Annotated in this window: 16 protein-coding genes; 10 read left to right on the forward strand and 6 right to left on the reverse strand. The window is 42.5% G+C overall.

Annotated features, from left to right (window positions below):
* Positions 1 to 205 precede the first annotated feature (205 nt).
* The 4 genes from B4C48_RS00895 to pgaD all read left to right on the forward strand — a co-directional run bounded on the left by B4C48_RS00895 (position 206) and on the right by pgaD (position 5,957).
* Complete coding sequence (locus B4C48_RS00895; protein ID WP_409449770.1) at positions 206 to 2,002, forward strand: sensor domain-containing diguanylate cyclase; 1,797 nt, start codon at positions 206 to 208, stop codon at positions 2,000 to 2,002.
* 253 nt (positions 2,003 to 2,255) lie between these two features.
* On the forward strand, positions 2,256 to 4,250 hold the full coding sequence (gene pgaB, locus B4C48_RS00900) for a poly-beta-1,6-N-acetyl-D-glucosamine N-deacetylase PgaB (RefSeq protein ID WP_291352512.1): 1,995 nt from the start codon (positions 2,256 to 2,258) through the stop codon (positions 4,248 to 4,250).
* 11 nt (positions 4,251 to 4,261) lie between these two features.
* Positions 4,262 to 5,554, forward strand: a complete 1,293-nt coding sequence (gene pgaC, locus B4C48_RS00905) for a poly-beta-1,6-N-acetyl-D-glucosamine synthase (RefSeq protein ID WP_291352514.1) — start codon at positions 4,262 to 4,264, stop codon at positions 5,552 to 5,554.
* Entirely contained in the window at positions 5,544 to 5,957 is a 414-nt protein-coding gene (pgaD, locus tag B4C48_RS00910) for a poly-beta-1,6-N-acetyl-D-glucosamine biosynthesis protein PgaD (protein WP_291352516.1), read from the forward strand. Before pgaC ends, pgaD begins: the two co-directional genes overlap by 11 nt.
* Before the next feature lie 80 nt (positions 5,958 to 6,037).
* Here pgaD and B4C48_RS00915 read toward each other — a convergent pair whose 3' ends face one another.
* Positions 6,038 to 6,988 carry a DMT family transporter gene (locus B4C48_RS00915; RefSeq protein ID WP_291352518.1) on the reverse strand — a complete coding sequence of 317 codons (951 nt, stop codon included), beginning with the start codon at positions 6,986 to 6,988 and terminating at the stop codon, positions 6,038 to 6,040.
* 338 nt (positions 6,989 to 7,326) lie between these two features.
* On the opposite strand from B4C48_RS00915, the gene B4C48_RS00920 reads away from it, so the two are divergent.
* Positions 7,327 to 7,809, forward strand: coding sequence for a hypothetical protein (locus B4C48_RS00920; RefSeq protein ID WP_291352520.1), 483 nt, complete (start codon positions 7,327 to 7,329; stop codon positions 7,807 to 7,809).
* Positions 7,810 to 7,889: 80 nt separating this feature from the next.
* Here B4C48_RS00920 and B4C48_RS00925 read toward each other — a convergent pair whose 3' ends face one another.
* The 3 genes from B4C48_RS00925 to B4C48_RS00935 are packed head-to-tail and all read right to left on the reverse strand — an operon-like array spanning position 7,890 to position 10,193.
* Complete coding sequence (locus B4C48_RS00925) at positions 7,890 to 8,447, reverse strand: TetR/AcrR family transcriptional regulator (RefSeq protein ID WP_291352522.1); 558 nt, start codon at positions 8,445 to 8,447, stop codon at positions 7,890 to 7,892.
* A gap of 13 nt (positions 8,448 to 8,460) precedes the next feature.
* Positions 8,461 to 9,363 carry an alpha/beta fold hydrolase gene (locus B4C48_RS00930; protein ID WP_291352524.1) on the reverse strand — a complete coding sequence of 301 codons (903 nt, stop codon included), beginning with the start codon at positions 9,361 to 9,363 and terminating at the stop codon, positions 8,461 to 8,463.
* A 44-nt stretch (positions 9,364 to 9,407) separates the two neighbouring features.
* Positions 9,408 to 10,193 (reverse strand): crotonase/enoyl-CoA hydratase family protein, encoded by a 786-nt coding sequence (locus B4C48_RS00935; protein WP_291352526.1) that lies wholly within the window; start codon positions 10,191 to 10,193, stop codon positions 9,408 to 9,410.
* Positions 10,194 to 10,416: 223 nt separating this feature from the next.
* On the opposite strand from B4C48_RS00935, the gene pnuC reads away from it, so the two are divergent.
* From pnuC to B4C48_RS00950, 3 genes are all read left to right on the forward strand, one after another.
* A complete protein-coding gene (gene pnuC, locus B4C48_RS00940; RefSeq protein ID WP_291352528.1) occupies positions 10,417 to 11,001 on the forward strand; it encodes a nicotinamide riboside transporter PnuC in 585 nt (194 codons plus the stop codon).
* A gap of 17 nt (positions 11,002 to 11,018) precedes the next feature.
* Positions 11,019 to 11,294 carry a hypothetical protein gene (locus tag B4C48_RS00945; RefSeq protein WP_291352530.1) on the forward strand — a complete coding sequence of 92 codons (276 nt, stop codon included), beginning with the start codon at positions 11,019 to 11,021 and terminating at the stop codon, positions 11,292 to 11,294.
* A 137-nt stretch (positions 11,295 to 11,431) separates the two neighbouring features.
* Positions 11,432 to 11,929, forward strand: a complete 498-nt coding sequence (locus B4C48_RS00950; protein WP_291352532.1) for a DUF2505 family protein — start codon at positions 11,432 to 11,434, stop codon at positions 11,927 to 11,929.
* Positions 11,930 to 11,969: 40 nt separating this feature from the next.
* On the opposite strand, the gene B4C48_RS00955 is transcribed toward B4C48_RS00950, so the two are convergent.
* A complete protein-coding gene (locus B4C48_RS00955) occupies positions 11,970 to 13,292 on the reverse strand; it encodes an MFS transporter (protein ID WP_291352534.1) in 1,323 nt (440 codons plus the stop codon).
* Between the two features lie 139 nt (positions 13,293 to 13,431).
* Complete coding sequence (locus B4C48_RS00960; RefSeq protein WP_291352536.1) at positions 13,432 to 13,635, reverse strand: amino acid transport protein; 204 nt, start codon at positions 13,633 to 13,635, stop codon at positions 13,432 to 13,434.
* A 218-nt stretch (positions 13,636 to 13,853) separates the two neighbouring features.
* Here B4C48_RS00960 and def point away from each other — a divergent pair, with 218 nt between their 5' ends.
* Both def and B4C48_RS00970 read left to right on the forward strand, forming a co-directional pair.
* Entirely contained in the window at positions 13,854 to 14,336 is a 483-nt protein-coding gene (def, locus tag B4C48_RS00965) for a peptide deformylase (protein WP_291352538.1), read from the forward strand.
* Between the two features lie 82 nt (positions 14,337 to 14,418).
* On the forward strand, positions 14,419 to 15,633 hold the full coding sequence (locus B4C48_RS00970) for a GGDEF domain-containing protein (RefSeq protein WP_291352540.1): 1,215 nt from the start codon (positions 14,419 to 14,421) through the stop codon (positions 15,631 to 15,633).
* The last annotated feature ends 185 nt before the right edge of the window (positions 15,634 to 15,818 follow it).

Here is a 15,818-nt window from a genome sequence, read left to right on the forward strand (position 1 = left end):
TCTCTCATTTATGGTTGATTAAAAAGTATTCTGCAAGAGACATGGCTGTATCTTGCAGATAATTGAAAAATAATTTGAGTTTTATTTTTTTATCGCTACATTAATTAAAGGACAAGCATAATTTAAGGACAATTTATATTTGTATAAGAACAAGAGATTAATTCATTTTTTCCAGTTATTTTTATTGCTCTGTTTATGCGTATGCCTGGGGCGAAAGCAACTGTGGGCAAATGAGGCGACTGCTTCGAAATCTTCTTCTGTACAGCAAAAATTATTCAATAATGTCCAGTTTACTGAAAATAGCAGTACTGCCTTACAGGGAACATGGCAGTATTATCCTGAACAGTTCATTATCCAGCCTAGCGCAATTTTAAAATCTCACACTGTAAATTTACCGGGTTCTTTCAAGGAAATCATAGGGAGTAATGAGACCTACGGTACCTTTATTGGGCATTTTAAAATCCCTAAACAATATCTGGGTCGAAATATCGCGATCTACATTCCCAATCAATATAGTGCCTATCGTATGTATTTAAACGGAGCTTATGTACTTCGCTTGGGTCAGATCGGTAAAGATGCCAAAAGCCATCAATCAGAAAATGCGCCTAGAATAGCGTTTACGGTGCCGTATAAAGAAGAACTGACCATTACTTTCCAAATCTCCAGTTTTAAAAATGTACATGGTGGTTTAGAAAATTCTATGCGGATCGGGATCGCAAAAACCATTACCCGCCAGTTTGAACAACTGATGATGAGTATAGGCCTAGTATGTGGGGCAGTATTCGGTATGGGGTTATTTACCCTGATGTTTTCACTTTTTCAGGGAAAAATCGGGCGCAGCAGTATTCGGGTTTTTGTATTTGGTCTTTTCATCCTATTTTTGGCTTTACACAATTTATTTTCAGCACCGTATGCCTACACCACATTTACCAATATTAGCTGGTTATGGGGACAGCGCTTAGAATATTTATTTACGGCTTTAGCAATTGTATTTTTCTTAAGTTATATGTATTTGCTCAATCGCCGTTATTTAAATTTAATCGTTTATTCGGCTGTAATGTTCATTCTGGCGGTTAATATTGTGGTGATTTTTTTTACCACTCCCGAAGTATTCCAGAGTTTAGCATTATATAGTTCGCTATTTAGTATTGTGGTGATTCTGAATTTTGCCTATGGTTTTTATATCACGCTAAAATCTAAAGAAAAATATTCGACAATTAACATGTGGGCGGTGATTTTGTTATGCGTGACCTTCATACATGATTTCTTATTAAATCTGAATCTGATCGAGTCCTTTAACTTAACTTTTATTTCAACCAGTTTTTACGCCTTGCTGATTATGTTTCAGCAGGCAAAAAATTATGCACGGCATAATCATTATATCGAGCAACTGAATAATAATTTAATTGAGCTGAATAACTCGTTAGACAATAAGGTGAAAGAACGGACTGCGCAATTAAATCAGTTAAATGAACAACTGGAACGACAAATTCAAATTGATGCATTAACCGGTGCATTTAACCGCCGCGCTTTGAATATTGAGATACAGCGTTTATTTAATCTGACCCAAAATCACAGTAATAACACCTTGGCATTTGCCATGCTAGATGTGGATTATTTTAAAAATTATAATGATTATTATGGCCACTTGAAGGGTGATGTCATTTTAAAAGACTTGGTTAAGGTGATCCAGCAGGCCTTGCCCCCTTCTGCTTATGTAGCGCGTTATGGCGGGGAAGAGTTTGCCATTCTGCTGCATAACGTACCAAGTGAAGTGGTTTTAAACGTGTTGCAACAGGTTTTAAACGCCATTAGACAACATCGCTTTGAACATTTAAATCGGCCTGACCAGAAGCAATATGTGACCATAAGTATGGGCGTTGCCTGGATGGATCGAAATCATCCTTATACCGATATTCATGAACTGATGAAAGCTGCCGATGTTCAGCTGTATGCAGCGAAAGGTGCCGGGCGGGATCAATATCAGCCTCAATCAGCTTAGCTTTTTTGTTAGCCGCTTTTTAAGCGCTTTTGATCAGCATAAAAGCCAGCATATTCCTTGAAATATTATTGTATTTATACATTTTTTTAATTATTTAACTATAAAAAATATTGGTTTTTAAGTTTCATTTCAGCTTGATTGGATAAAAAGCAGATTCAAAGTTCTGCATGTCGTAAATCATGAAAAGTGTCATTTTCTATTGATCAATGATGTCGCGTGTTCAGAGCATAAAATGATTTTTGAGCACCATTCCATGAAGACTCGATTGCTTTCCACCTTGCTTTCTGCATCTCTTTCCGCCGTTTTATGGCAGTTGCCTCATCTAGCCTGGAGTAAAACGCTGCCAGCCAGCAATCCCATCCTCACGGTAATTGGCTACCATGAAATTACCGATCATCAATCGGCATTGATTCCTGACTATTCGGTAACGACCCAGCAGTTTCAGCAACATATTAGCTGGCTTAAAAATAATGGTTTTCATTTTATTAATGTGGATCAGCTGATTAAAGCACATCAAGGGAAATACCGCTTGCCAAGCAAACCGGTTTTATTCACCGTGGATGATGGCTATGCTTCATTTTATAAAAATGCCTATCCAATAACCAAGACCAATAAAATTCCAGTGGTGCTGGCAGTGGTGGGTTCATGGCTAGAGCCTACAGCAGGGCAAAGCGTTGACTTTTCAGGTGAGAAAATTCCGCGCAATCAAATGTTGTCCTGGGCTGAACTGAAAGAGATGCAGGAAAGCGGCCTGGTCGAAATTGCCAGTCATAGTTATAACCTGCATCGCGGCATTTTGGGCAATCCGCAGGGCAATATGGAACCGGCGGCAGTGACACGGTTATACGATCCTAAATCTGCCAGCTATGAATCCGATCAACATTATCAGCAACGGATTACGGGTGATTTAAAGCAGAATAACCAGTTATTGACTGCCCACGGGTTAAAATCACCACGGATAATGGTCTGGCCTTATGGTCATTACACCATGCAAACCGTGAATATTGCTAAACAGTTGGGCATGCCGATTGCGATTAGTCTGGATGATGGTGCAGATTCAGCACAAAGTTCTTTGGGGCAGCTCAACCGTATTTTGGTGGAAGGCAATATGACCACGGCGGATTTGGCCCAGGAAATTCAAAATCGTCAGCAACATTTAGGCGACAATAACCGTCCACAAAAAATCATGCATATCGATCTGGATTACATTTACGACAAAAATCCAATCCAGCAGGAACGCAATCTGGATCATCTGCTTGACCGGATTGTGGCGATGAAAGTCAATACCGTGTATTTGCAGGCCTTTTCTGATCCGGATGCCAATGGTTCTGCGGATATGGTGTATTTTCCGAACCATTATTTACCGATGCGTGCTGACCTGTTTAACCGTGTGGCCTGGCAAATTCAAACCCGGACTCAGGTGAGTCGGGTCTATGCCTGGATGCCATTACTGGCCTGGGATTTACCTAAAGATAATCCGGTGTCTAAAGAGGTGGTGCTGACCCAGCAATCCGATGATTCCAAGCATCTGAATATGGGCTATCACCGTTTAAGTCCTTTTTCTGTCGATGCACGTAAGACGATTGAGGGGATTTATCAGGACCTGGCCAAAACTGTGCCATTTAACGGCATTTTATTCCACGATGACACCACCTTGTCTGACTATGAGGATGCCAGCCCTGAAGCCTTAAAAGCCTATGCTGCGATAGGTCTACCTACCGATCTGGCCAAAATCCGCAGTAATGATGCCGAGCTGGAAAAGTGGACAGCGTTTAAAACCAAATATATCGATGACTTTGCCATGCAACTGGCGCAGGAAGTCCGTCAGTATCATCCATTCTTGCTGACTGCACGCAACTTATATGCACAGGTTGCCCTGAAGCCTTATGCAGAAAACTGGTATTCACAGTCTTTGGAACAGTCGATTAACCGTTATGACTTTACTGCGATCATGGCGATGCCCTATATGGAGCAGGCTACAGATCCGGATGCTTTTTATCGGGACATCGTTAATCGCGTGAAGCAATATCCGAATGGCATGAAAAAAACGGTGTTTGAATTACAGTCGGTGAACTGGCGAACCAATCAACACGTCCCTTCCGATGAAATGGCCAAGACCATTGAGTCTTTATATACCCAAGGTGTGATGCATGAAGCGTATTATCCGGATGATCCGATTCAGGACTATCCAGATACTCACGTAATGCGCAAAGCCTTTGATATGAAATCCAGCAAACTTATTCCTTAAAGGCATTCCATATGTCAACGCTGCAGCATTTTTGGCATTCTGCATTGCACTTCGTTTTTTATTATCCATTATTTATGTCGTATTTATGGATGATCGGTGCACTGATTTTCTATTGGAAAGAGCGACAAGATCCGCCGTATCGACAGCCTGAAGCACTGCCTGATTATCCAAAGGTAGCCGTGCTGGTGCCTTGTTTTAATGAGGGAGATAATGCTGAAGAAACACTCGGCCATGCATTGGCGCTGGATTATCCTAACTTTGAAGTCATCGCCATTAATGATGGCAGTTCCGATAACACCGCAGCCGTGCTCAACCGTCTCGCGCATCAGCATGAAAAACTGCGTGTGGTGCATCTGGCGCATAATCAGGGCAAAGCCATGGCACTGCAGGCGGGAAGCTTGCTCACCGATGCAGAATATTTGCTTGGCATTGATGGTGATGCCTTGCTTGATCCGCATGCTGCGACCTGGATGTTACGCCATTTTCTGCAGGATGAAACCGTGGCTGCGGTCACCGGTAATCCGCGAATTCGTACCCGTTCGACTCTAATTGGACGCATTCAGGTTGGAGAATTTTCTTCCATAGTCGGCATGATTAAGCGCGCGCAGCGCAGTTTTGGACGGTTGTTTACCGTTTCTGGGGTGATTACTGCCTTTCGTAAAAGTGCCGTGCATGAAGTCGGCTACTGGTCACCCGATATGCTGACGGAAGATATCGACATTACCTGGAAGCTGCAACGTGCGGGCTGGAATATTCACTTTGAACCGAACGCGCTGGTCTGGATTTTAATGCCGGAAACCTTTCAGGGCTTATGGAAACAGCGCTTGCGCTGGGCTATGGGCGGGGCACAGGTGCTGATTAAAAATATCGATGTGTTATTTCAACCAAAACTGAACTTTTTATGGCCATTATTGTGTGAACTGGTTCTGACTCTGGTCTGGTCTTATTTGATGCTGTTTATGGCTATTCTCTGGTTAATCCATTTTGTGGTTCCCTTGGGCATAGCGGGCGTCAGTTCGCCATTTCTACCTTATGGCACCGGCATGCTCTTGGGCGTGACCTGTCTGTTGCAGTTTGCGCTCAGCAAATGGATGGACAGCCGTTATGAACCGTCACTGGGCAAGAATTATTTCTGGATGATCTGGTATCCCTTTGTATTCTGGCTGATCACCCTGACGGCCAGTATTGTGGCATTTCCTAAAGTATTATTACGCGGCGACGGTCAGCGCGCACGCTGGGTCAGTCCAGACCGCGGGATGCGTCATTCGACCTCTACTAATGAGCAAGTGATCCATGAGAAATAATCCTTTAATTATTGATTTACGTCATTGCTTGCCGTGGCATAAACGTTATGCATCGAATACCTCTACTGCCATGATGTGGGCGGTGTGGTTGTTGTTATGGCGACCATTATTGATTGTGCTGGGAATTGTCAGCCTGCAAAAAAATCATGTGTTTCATCAACTGTTTTCTGCCTTTGGCTTGGGCATTGAACATGGGGTGAGTGCATTATTGGCCTGTGCTGTAGCCTTACTGTTATGGTCGAATTTTGTTCCTGCAAAAACAGTAAAGACAAGTTCGGCCAAAAATATTACCGATTATGGACAGCATTTTGGTTTGGCTGTGGAAGACATTAAACAGGGGCGCCAGCAAAAGGTCACAGTGGTTCATCATGATGAACATGGCAAAATTATTCATATTGAATAAAGTCTTTTTTGCTTAAAGCTTGAATTGAGCAAATCCCGAGTCTGCATCCGGCCCGGGATTTTTCTTTATTATGGTATTGGCTATTTGCCAGGTACGCGCAAAGCATAGCAGGCTAAGCCACTACATAGTAACAGCAGCCCCAGATTGAAATGCGAGCTTAACATTTCGTGATTAAGCCAGGTGCCCCACAGTGTAGCCAGTACCGGGCTCATAATGTTCATCAGCATCAGTGTAGTGGGCTTGACGGTGTTTAGCAGCTGATAATAAAAAATCATCGCCAGTACAGATGAAAATACCGCGCTATAGACGAGTGCCATTGTAGTGGGTAAAGAAGGCAGCTCATCGGGCAGTTCTGACCAGAAAAAAGGCAGCAAACTACAATACCCCAACCAAGATACCATCGTGGCACCGGTCATTTGACTGATCGGATGGATATTTGCAGCAACCGCACGCACCGCAAACACAGAAAGGACGTATAAAAACATCGCGACAATTTCCAGACCGATGCCCCATAAATCGAAGAGCAAGTTTTGCGAATTTAAACCCAATGCGAAATACATGCCCAGCATACCCATCACTAAGCCCAGCCATTGATAAGCACTGAATTTTTCACTACGAAAAATATAAATGGCCAGTAAACCTGAAACGAATGGAGCGCTACCATAGATGATAGATATCACCGTGGAAGGTACCTTGGATGCGCCCATATAGCAAAAGGTCATGGATGCAAACAGGCCAAGTGCACCTGCGGCATAACTGAGCAAAGCTTGCAGGTGCAATGGCAGTCTGATTTTGAAATAGGCCTGACATGCCAGAGCAATGGGAATAGCCAAGCTAAATCGGATCAATAAACCCCACGCCCAATGAATTTCATGTACTGTCCAGACGGCTGCAAGTGGAGTGAGTGACCAAATCAGCACGACAGTAGCAAATTGACCGGCTGTAGCGAAGCGTGAATTTCGGTTAAAAGAGGCTACAACCGGCTGGGACAGTGGAGTGGGGAATCCATTTTTATCGATAGGGTGATTCATCAGCTTTTTCCTTGTTTTTAGGCAATAAAAAAGGCCGCTACTGAGGCGACCTTGGGGTATTTATTAGTGAGTGATTTATTCTAAATCATCATCAGGGTACAGATTCCAAGGTACCTCATGTAAAAACGCCACGCGTCGTGAACTGGCCTTGTTGACCTGAAGGTACAAAGCGCGGCAAGTGACAAGCGTGTGTTGAACAGATGAAGCAATAGGAAACATGAGTAAAATTCCTTGGAATCATTTTTTTTATAACATAAAATTTAAAAAATTGTATAATTTTTGTTCTAATTGTTTTATATAATATAAAAATAATAATTATTTAACATGAGAGTGACGCTATGGTGAAAATACTCTTGGGGTTATGTTTTGGCATTGGACTGATTGTCCTTTGGAAAGTCTTTTTAAAAATTCAGATCAATCAATATTCACAACAATTTAGAATCAGGCAGCTCGCCGATTTAATCAAATTTGAAGCGACCTCGGCACAGCCTTTATCCAAACCGGAAGCAAGGGTAGAGGAGGTGGAGGAATATGAACAACAACTGTTTGACGATGTCTGCCAGATGTTTTTTGAGCGTCATCTGACCGAACGTAATTTAAGTCAAGCCATTGTGGTGCAAGAAGGCATTCTAAAAAAACTGCCCGCCAAGGCACAAACCCGGATTCGTAAGCTGGACTTAGGCGAATGGTCGATTTACTGGACCTTCTATGATCAGTCTTTAGAATATTACGTCGGACGCTATGGGGTGTTTTATACCCATATTGACCGTTTCGGTTGTGAGCATAAATGTGAATTCAAGGAACAGCATAGCCGCGCCTGATTGAAGCGATTGCCCTTGAATTGAGTTTACTCTATTTAAAATTCAATCAGTTATTCGGTATTATCCAGTGGCTGACGATTTTATATTAGCTGTTTTATGATGCGTTGCTTGACCTGATCCAGATAAAACAGGTCATCATTCAGGCGATACATTAAAATGGCCCCTTCATAATCGGCCAAGCTTTGTTTTGCCAAAATTTGAGCCTCATGGTCTGTCAGCTGCATTTTAAATAATTGATAAAAAGCCATTTGCCAGTCCTGAAAGATCAGACGGACTTTTTCCAGAATCTGCTCGGACTGATAGCGTGCTTCAATTGAAATGATACCGATTAAACAGCCTTTGACTTCATCACTGAAAAACCGGATCGCACGTTCATGCATCAATTCGAACTGTTGGCTAATCGAAATTTCATCTTGCTGGTTCAGCTTAAACAAATGGCTATTTAGGTATTGGTGGGTCAGTTCCAGAACATCCATCAATAATGCCTCTTTACTGGGGTAATAATAGTAAAAAGAAGCTTTGGTCAATCCACAGGCTTTGGCCAGAATCTCCATACTGGTCGCGGCATAGCCATGACGTTTAAATTGCAGGGCGCAGGCCGTTAAAATCTGTTCCCGGCTCAGTTTCTTTGGGCGCATCTGTATTTAGTCCCTATCCGTTTTGCTTGACGAAGTGTTGATTGAACGTACGGTCTATGTCATCCCAGATTTTTTCCGAACCCTTACGAAAATAACCCATGTGCCCAATCTGTTTCAGTCCATAATCGCTTGCGAAAATATTGATAAACTGCATGGGCGCCTGAGCATAATGTTGCATAAAGGCATGCCGTGAATTGGGTAAGGCCCAGTCATCATCCAGTGCAGAAACGGCATAAATAGGCGTTTTGACCTGTGCATATTTCTCGATTAAAAGCTGCTGCTCGGGGTCGGCAAAGAAGTAGGTTGGATTTTTACACCATTTGCGCCACTGTTTATAAACATCAATCGGTAAATCTGCACCCATTTTCAGTTTGCTCCAGGGCAAATAACCTTTAAGCGCAACCATGGGTGGGAACAGAATATTCCAGATCACCTGAACTTTGACCTTTTCCTTAAACGGCATATAACCATGCCAACCGGCACCGGTACCAAAGCAATACATGGCAGTAACCTTGTGATGATTTGGAGTTAATCCCAGCGCTTGCCCGCCATAGGAATGACCGACCATAAAAACAGGCAGCTGATCCTGGGCCAGATAATCAATTGCCCCAGCCAGGTCCAATGCTCCCCAATCCAGATAAGACATCTTAAAACCTTTCAGGCTGGCAGGAGCAGACTGGCCCACACCACGATAATCAAAAGTCAGTACCTGATAGCCAAACTGGGTCATATATTCGGCAAAGCGGCGGTAGAATTCTTGTGGAACCCCGGTAGCACTGGACAGCACAATATTGGCTTTAATGTCATGTTCTGGCGTGTAGAGGGTTCCTTTTAAGGGATAACCATCTATGGCCGGAAACGCATGTGAACTGACACTAAAATGGCTGCTTTGTAACTTCTGCTTCTGATGTGGCATGGCAAACTCGTGTTGTTATTGGATTTAGACTATTGGTGGTTTAATTAGCGGCCTTTAAATTCAGGGGCGCGGCGTTGCAGCATCGCCATGACACCTTCCTGGACATCCTGAGTTTTAAGCAATGGCGTTAGATGTTGCTGTAAATGGGTAAATGCAGTTTCTGCTCCCTGTTCTGCGGCTTCTTTGGCAGAAGCCAAAGTTGCCTGAACGGCCAGTGGGGCAGCCTTAGCAATATGTTCAGCCAGTTCGATGGCACGTTGCAGGGGAGGTTCCGAGGTAATTTCAGTAATCAGGTTTAAATCCAGCGCCGTTGCGGCATCAAAATGATCTCCGGTCAGTAAATAACGCATGGCTTTAGACCAGCCTACGGCCTGTACAAAACGGACGGTTGCACCGCCAAAGGGTAAAATGCCACGCTGTACTTCCATTTGCGCAAACTGGCAATTGTCCCGAGCAATGACGATATCGGCATTCAGCATCAACTCGATGCCGGCGGTATAACAAATACCTTGTACCGCTACAATCACCGGTTTCTTGCGTGCTCTTGAGCTGGTGCCCCAAGGGTTAATTTGTACAGGATCAAAATCAAATACCCCGGTTTCCAGTTTGGGTTGCAACTCGACCAGATCCAGCCCGGCAGTAAAATGATCGCCGTGGGCAAAAATGACGGCGCAACGCAACTCCGGATGATCTTCATATTCAGTTAAGGCCAGTGACAAGTCATGAATCATATGGCTATCAAAGGCATTTCTTTTGGCAGCGCGGTCCAGACCAATCAGGAACAGAAACCCACGGATCTCCCGGCTGACTTTTCCTTGTTGTTGTGACATTTTTATTTTCCAGACTGACTGTGTTTCTAAGTTTTTAAATGGTTGTTAGAAAACTGTCAAACCTGTGCAGTCCAGTTTTGTATGTTTGACTGTGGTTAAACATTCAGAGCTGCCCGAAGGGGAGCAGCTGGTCAGATGATATGTGTGGATTGGTATAATTTATCTTGCGTTCAGGACTTTTTTTTTCATAATAGCAACACCCTTTTGCTGTTTGATTATTGCCATGTCACCTTTAGAAATTGTTGCGGTCATTATTAGTCTTATCGGGGTGGCACTCACCATCAAACGCAATATGTGGTGCTGGTGGTTTAACTTTGCCGCTTTTGTACTGTATGCCTATCTTTTTTATCAATTTAAACTCTATGGCGAAACCATATTGCAGTTCTTTTTCATCGTGGTGAACTTTTACGGTTTCTATCATTGGCTGAAAGGCAAACAGCAAGATCATGAAATTCGGATTGAACCGATTGCAAAAAAAACAGTGATTTTCCAGATGTTAATGGCTGCCGTGGGCGGATTAATTTTTGGTTTGACGCTAAAACATTTTACCGATGCCGCCGTACCTATGCTGGATTCACAACTGGCTGCATTTAGTCTGCTGGCCACCTATTGGACCAGCCGTAAGCATATTGCGACCTGGGTATTGTGGGTGTTTGTCGATATTATTTATGTCGGCATGTTCATTTATAAGGACCTATTCTTAACTGCCGGCTTATATGCAGCTTTTGTCGGTTTGGCCGCGTTTGGCTGGTGGCAGTGGGAACAGGTGAAAAAGAAACAGGCTTTGACCCGGTTCAAAGGGGTTTAATTGCTAAGGAGTGAGAGATGCTGATCGACTTTGCTCAAGCCCAGTTGCACAGGTTTGATGAACTGGCAGGCCGAATTCAAGCCGAGCCAGAAAAATATATCAACTTCGATTCTGTTTCTGACTTTTATAAAGCGGTGTGGTTGCAGGATTTTCCCCAAGGCACGATTTGGACCGCGACAGGTCTGGATGATGGCGCTGAACAGTTTGATGTCATCATTGAATATCGCAGGCATTTTCTCCGTATTTCCTGTGGTGAAAAAACGGTGATTCACAGTGGCATCTATGCAGAATAGTATGGTATAGATGGTCAATGACAAGGTCTGGAAAATTCAATTAAATACGCAGTTAGACAAAATAGGCTAGATCAGTGATGATCAAATAAGTTAGAATTGTTAAAAATAACCACTAGAAAAATAAAGGATTATTAAATATGGCACATAGTTTTACTGTGAATTCTACCATTCAGGGCGTATCCATTGACCAGTTCAAACGCCTTGTGGCAAATACAGCCTTACATGAAGCAGTGTGTAGACGTATTCCAGGTGAAAAACTGGAAATTATTGAGTCTAAAATGAGTGGTGATATTTACACCTTACGCCGTGCTTATAATCTGGATGTCAATATTCCAGATATGGCGAAAAAATTTCTAAAAGATGCCTTTCGAGTCAAGCGTACCGATATCACAGATTTATCAGCTTTAACGTCCAGCATAAAATTGGGTGCCAATATGCCTTTAGAAGCCAACTGTGAACGTTTGGTGACGGGGGATGAACAGCAAATTCACATCAGCTTGAACTGGCATGTCAAGATTAAGGTTCCTTTGATTTCTGGAATGTTGGAAAGACATGCTGAAACTGAAATTCGTAAATTTAGTCAGCTGGAAATCCAGATTGTTGAAGATGAGTTAAAGAAAAATTTGGTCGCTTAATCAATAAAAAAGCCCTTCAACTGAAGGGCTTTTTTTATACTTAATCTTTCACTGCATGTTGTGCGGGAATTATGGAAGATGGGTCTAAATTGTGTCTTTCAAACTTGGCTCTATACAGCAGCGCACTAAAGAATGCCACTAAACAGACCACACCAATATAGTACATAGCGCCAATCTTGCTATACAGGCTTAACCATTGTACCAGGGGCAAGGTAATGCCACCTGCAATGGCATAGGCCACGTTATAAGAAAATGAAATACCCGAGAAGCGAATTTGGGCCGGGAACATTTTCACCATACTGTAAGAAACCATGCCGACTGTACCGGACGCCAGTCCAAGTAACATATACAGCATAAATACCGTTGCGGCTGAAACATGTCCCAAACTGTTGTAGAAAACAGCGGCAATCAGGGCAACAGCGAGTGAACCCCATAAAATCACTTTACCTGCACCGAGGCGGTCTGCCAACAAGCCTGCAATAATACAGCCGAGCATTTGCATAATGATGGCTGCACTCTGCATTTTAAATGCATCCGCACGTTCGAAACCAAAGGCTCCGGTGAGCAGGTTCGGCATGGCCAAAATCAGAACCACCACGCAGCCGGTGAGGAACCAGGTAAACAGCATGCCAATGACCACAGCGGTTTTATGTTGTGCCAGTACCTGTTTTACCGGCATTTCTGTAGCCAGTTGCTTACGTTGCTGCATGGCTTTGAATACGGGAGTTTCTTTCAAATAACTGCGCAGGTAGAGCGCAATTAAACCGAAGATCCCGCCCAGAATAAAGGGAATACGCCATGCCCAGTCATGAATTTCTGTCTCGCTATATTTCAACGAAATAAACAATGACATTAAGGCACCCAGCAGGATGCCGAGCGATAACCCGGCTGTAAGTAAACCATTAGCAAAACCAATTTTATTTGCGGGCACATGTTCCGAAACAAAGGTCCAAGCGGCTGGAATTTCCCCGCCAATGGCAATGCCTTGAACTACTCGCATGAGTAATAGCAATAGTGGTGCAGCATAGCCAATGCTTTCAAAGGTCGGCATGATCCCGATCATGAGCGTAGGTAAGGCCATCAGCAAAATGGACAGACTGAACAAGCGCTTGCGTCCAATCAGGTCACCAAAATGTGCCATCACCACGCCGCCTAGCGGACGGAAAAAATAACCCGCTGCAAAAATGCCATAGGTATTCAGCATGGCCCAGAAAGGACTTAAACCACTGGGAAAAAACAGTTCTGAAATGATTTTGGCGTAAAAGACATAAATCACGAAGTCGTAAAATTCGAGTGCACCGCCTAAAGATGACAAGCCCAGCGTGCGTTTATCTTCACCAGTTAAACGAGGTATTGCGTCCATGCTTCAGGTTTCCGTTAGTCAGCAAAATAAATCAGATATGATGGAATTCTAATATTTTGTTTTTTAGATGAAAAATCAATCTTTCTTTTCAGTGCAAAAACTTAATTTTATGAATAAACCTGTCTGATCTATCGCTCAATTAAAGCCGGATAAAGTAAGGAGCAATTGAGAGCATGATCCCGACACTGGTCAATATACTGATATTTTCTATAAAATAAGGGAAAATCATCAGTACTAGGCCGCAGATCCAGGGCACAATGACTTTTTGCTTTTTCCCATATAAAAAATAGCCTAAGCCTATAGAACTAAAAACCACACCAAGAAGAAGCTGAGTTGTATCCATATTTTTTATTGATAAAGAAATGCGGTGAATAATAGGTAAACAAAATTAAAAGGTGCTTAAAATACTGAGCTGTTTCAAAACATCCGAATCGTGCATAAATGTGCATTACACATATTAAAACTGAATATATCAGCACAGTTTTTAAGACTAATATGTATACATGATACTCAATGAAAAAGATATTGGGCCAGTACTGTCACTCGATGAGGAATAAATTGATGAGCACCATTTTACCTGTAGCACAGCGCGGTGAAAGCATTTTAAGCTTAACAGCGGCTGAAGTTGCACAGACCGAGCTGAATAGCGAATGGTTAAAGCAACTTGCCGAAGCCATGTATGCCACCATGCTGGAACGAAATGGGGTAGGTATTGCTGCACCTCAGATCTATGTGTCAAAACGGATGATTATTGTTGCCTCTCGTCCGAACCCGCGTTATCCCGATGCACCTGAAATGGATGCACTGGTGATGATTAATCCTGAAATTTTAGAAAAATCTGAATTGACAGTTTTAGGGGAAGAAGGCTGTTTAAGTGTACCGGATGAACGTGGACAAGTTGCACGTGCACAAACCATTCAGCTGCGTTATTTAACCCTGGAGGGTGTAGCGGTAGAAACGACTTTAACGGGCTTTCCTGCCCGAATTGTGCAGCATGAAATAGACCATTTGGATGGGGTGTTGTTTATCGAAAGGATAGGATGACGCATTGTTTAATTTTTGTACTATGGATATAATATTTAAGTAATAAAAATTTTTATAAATTATAAAGATATTCATAAAGAAAATGAGCTTTTTTAGAAAAACACCTACGTTGATTTCTTATTATTGGGGCAGATTCAAGTTTCATTTATTTGAGTCAGATAACTTAATTATTACGTGGCCCAACTTCGATAAGGGCGTATTGCTCTGCTTTTTTGGAGCCTTATGCCAAGTCAGTGCGATTAAATGGTATCTGTTTAGTTGCTATTCAAAAGACAATCGGGTCTGGATTAATCATGACTTTTTTTTCATCCGTATTACTACGGTATTTGCTACCTTAATCATTTTTATCGCCCTGATTGCGCTAAGTTATAGATATAAACGCAATGCAAAATTCCGTAAATTTGTTGCTTATTTTTCACCTATGTTTTTTGGTGCTGTAATGATTTACGCAGGTTATACCGTGGGGATTTATAGTCCTGCCACTATTGCCGGTTTCGTCAATATTGTGCTGATTGGCCTGGTATTTTATTCACGAAAAATAATCTATGGCATGGCCGTTTTTGCTTCCATTTTTACCCTCATTATCAGTTACTTAACTTTTAATGAGATCATCCGTTATGCGCCTGTGTTTAGTGATAGCTTGACGCATAGTGAGTTTTATCATAATCCATTCTGGATCAAAAGCATGGCTGAGGTCTATCTGCCTATTCTGCTGGTTTCGATTCTGTTTTTTGAAATTTTGCTCTCACAGTGGCGCCGGCGTGAAATGAAGATTAAGAAAATGAGTCAGACCGATGCGCTGACCAATGTCTTTAATCGTCGTTATATTGGTGAACAGCTGAGCACTTTGGAAAGCAAGAAAAAGGCAACGTATGCCGTGGTGCTGCTGGATTTAGACTACTTCAAAAAAATTAATGATGATTATGGGCATGAAGTGGGAGATGAAGTTTTGCAGCGTGTGGCAACAATTTTATGTACCACCACACGGATACAGGATGTGGTTGGGCGTTTTGGTGGTGAAGAGTTTATTTTGATTTTAAAGGATCAAAACTTGCAGCAGGCGATCGAGATTGCAGAACGCTGCCGTAAAATTATAGAACAAGAAGAATTTGTGTTGGAAACTGGTGAAACTTTAAAAACCAGTGCAAGTTTTGGAGTCGCACTTGCTCAGGAGAATGCCAAAAAAGAACACACCATTCGTATGGCAGACCGCGCCTTATATCTGGCCAAACAGCGGGGACGTAATCAGGTACGGCATTATCTGGAGTTGGAGCTCAACTTAAATCCTGCTGTTTAAGTTTATATTCCTCAAGATTCCTGATATTGAAGAAAAATACTGGCACACATTAAGCTGGATCATAAACTACAAATAACTGCATAGACTTCATTCATATAGCTTGAGCAGCTTGGTATTCATCTTCTTTTTTAAAGCTAAGAAATATGACCTTATAAGGGAGTAAATATCAGTAGGCATAAAAAAGC

The organism is Acinetobacter sp. UBA3106, assembly GCA_002365595.1.
GTDB lineage: Bacteria > Pseudomonadota > Gammaproteobacteria > Pseudomonadales > Moraxellaceae > Acinetobacter.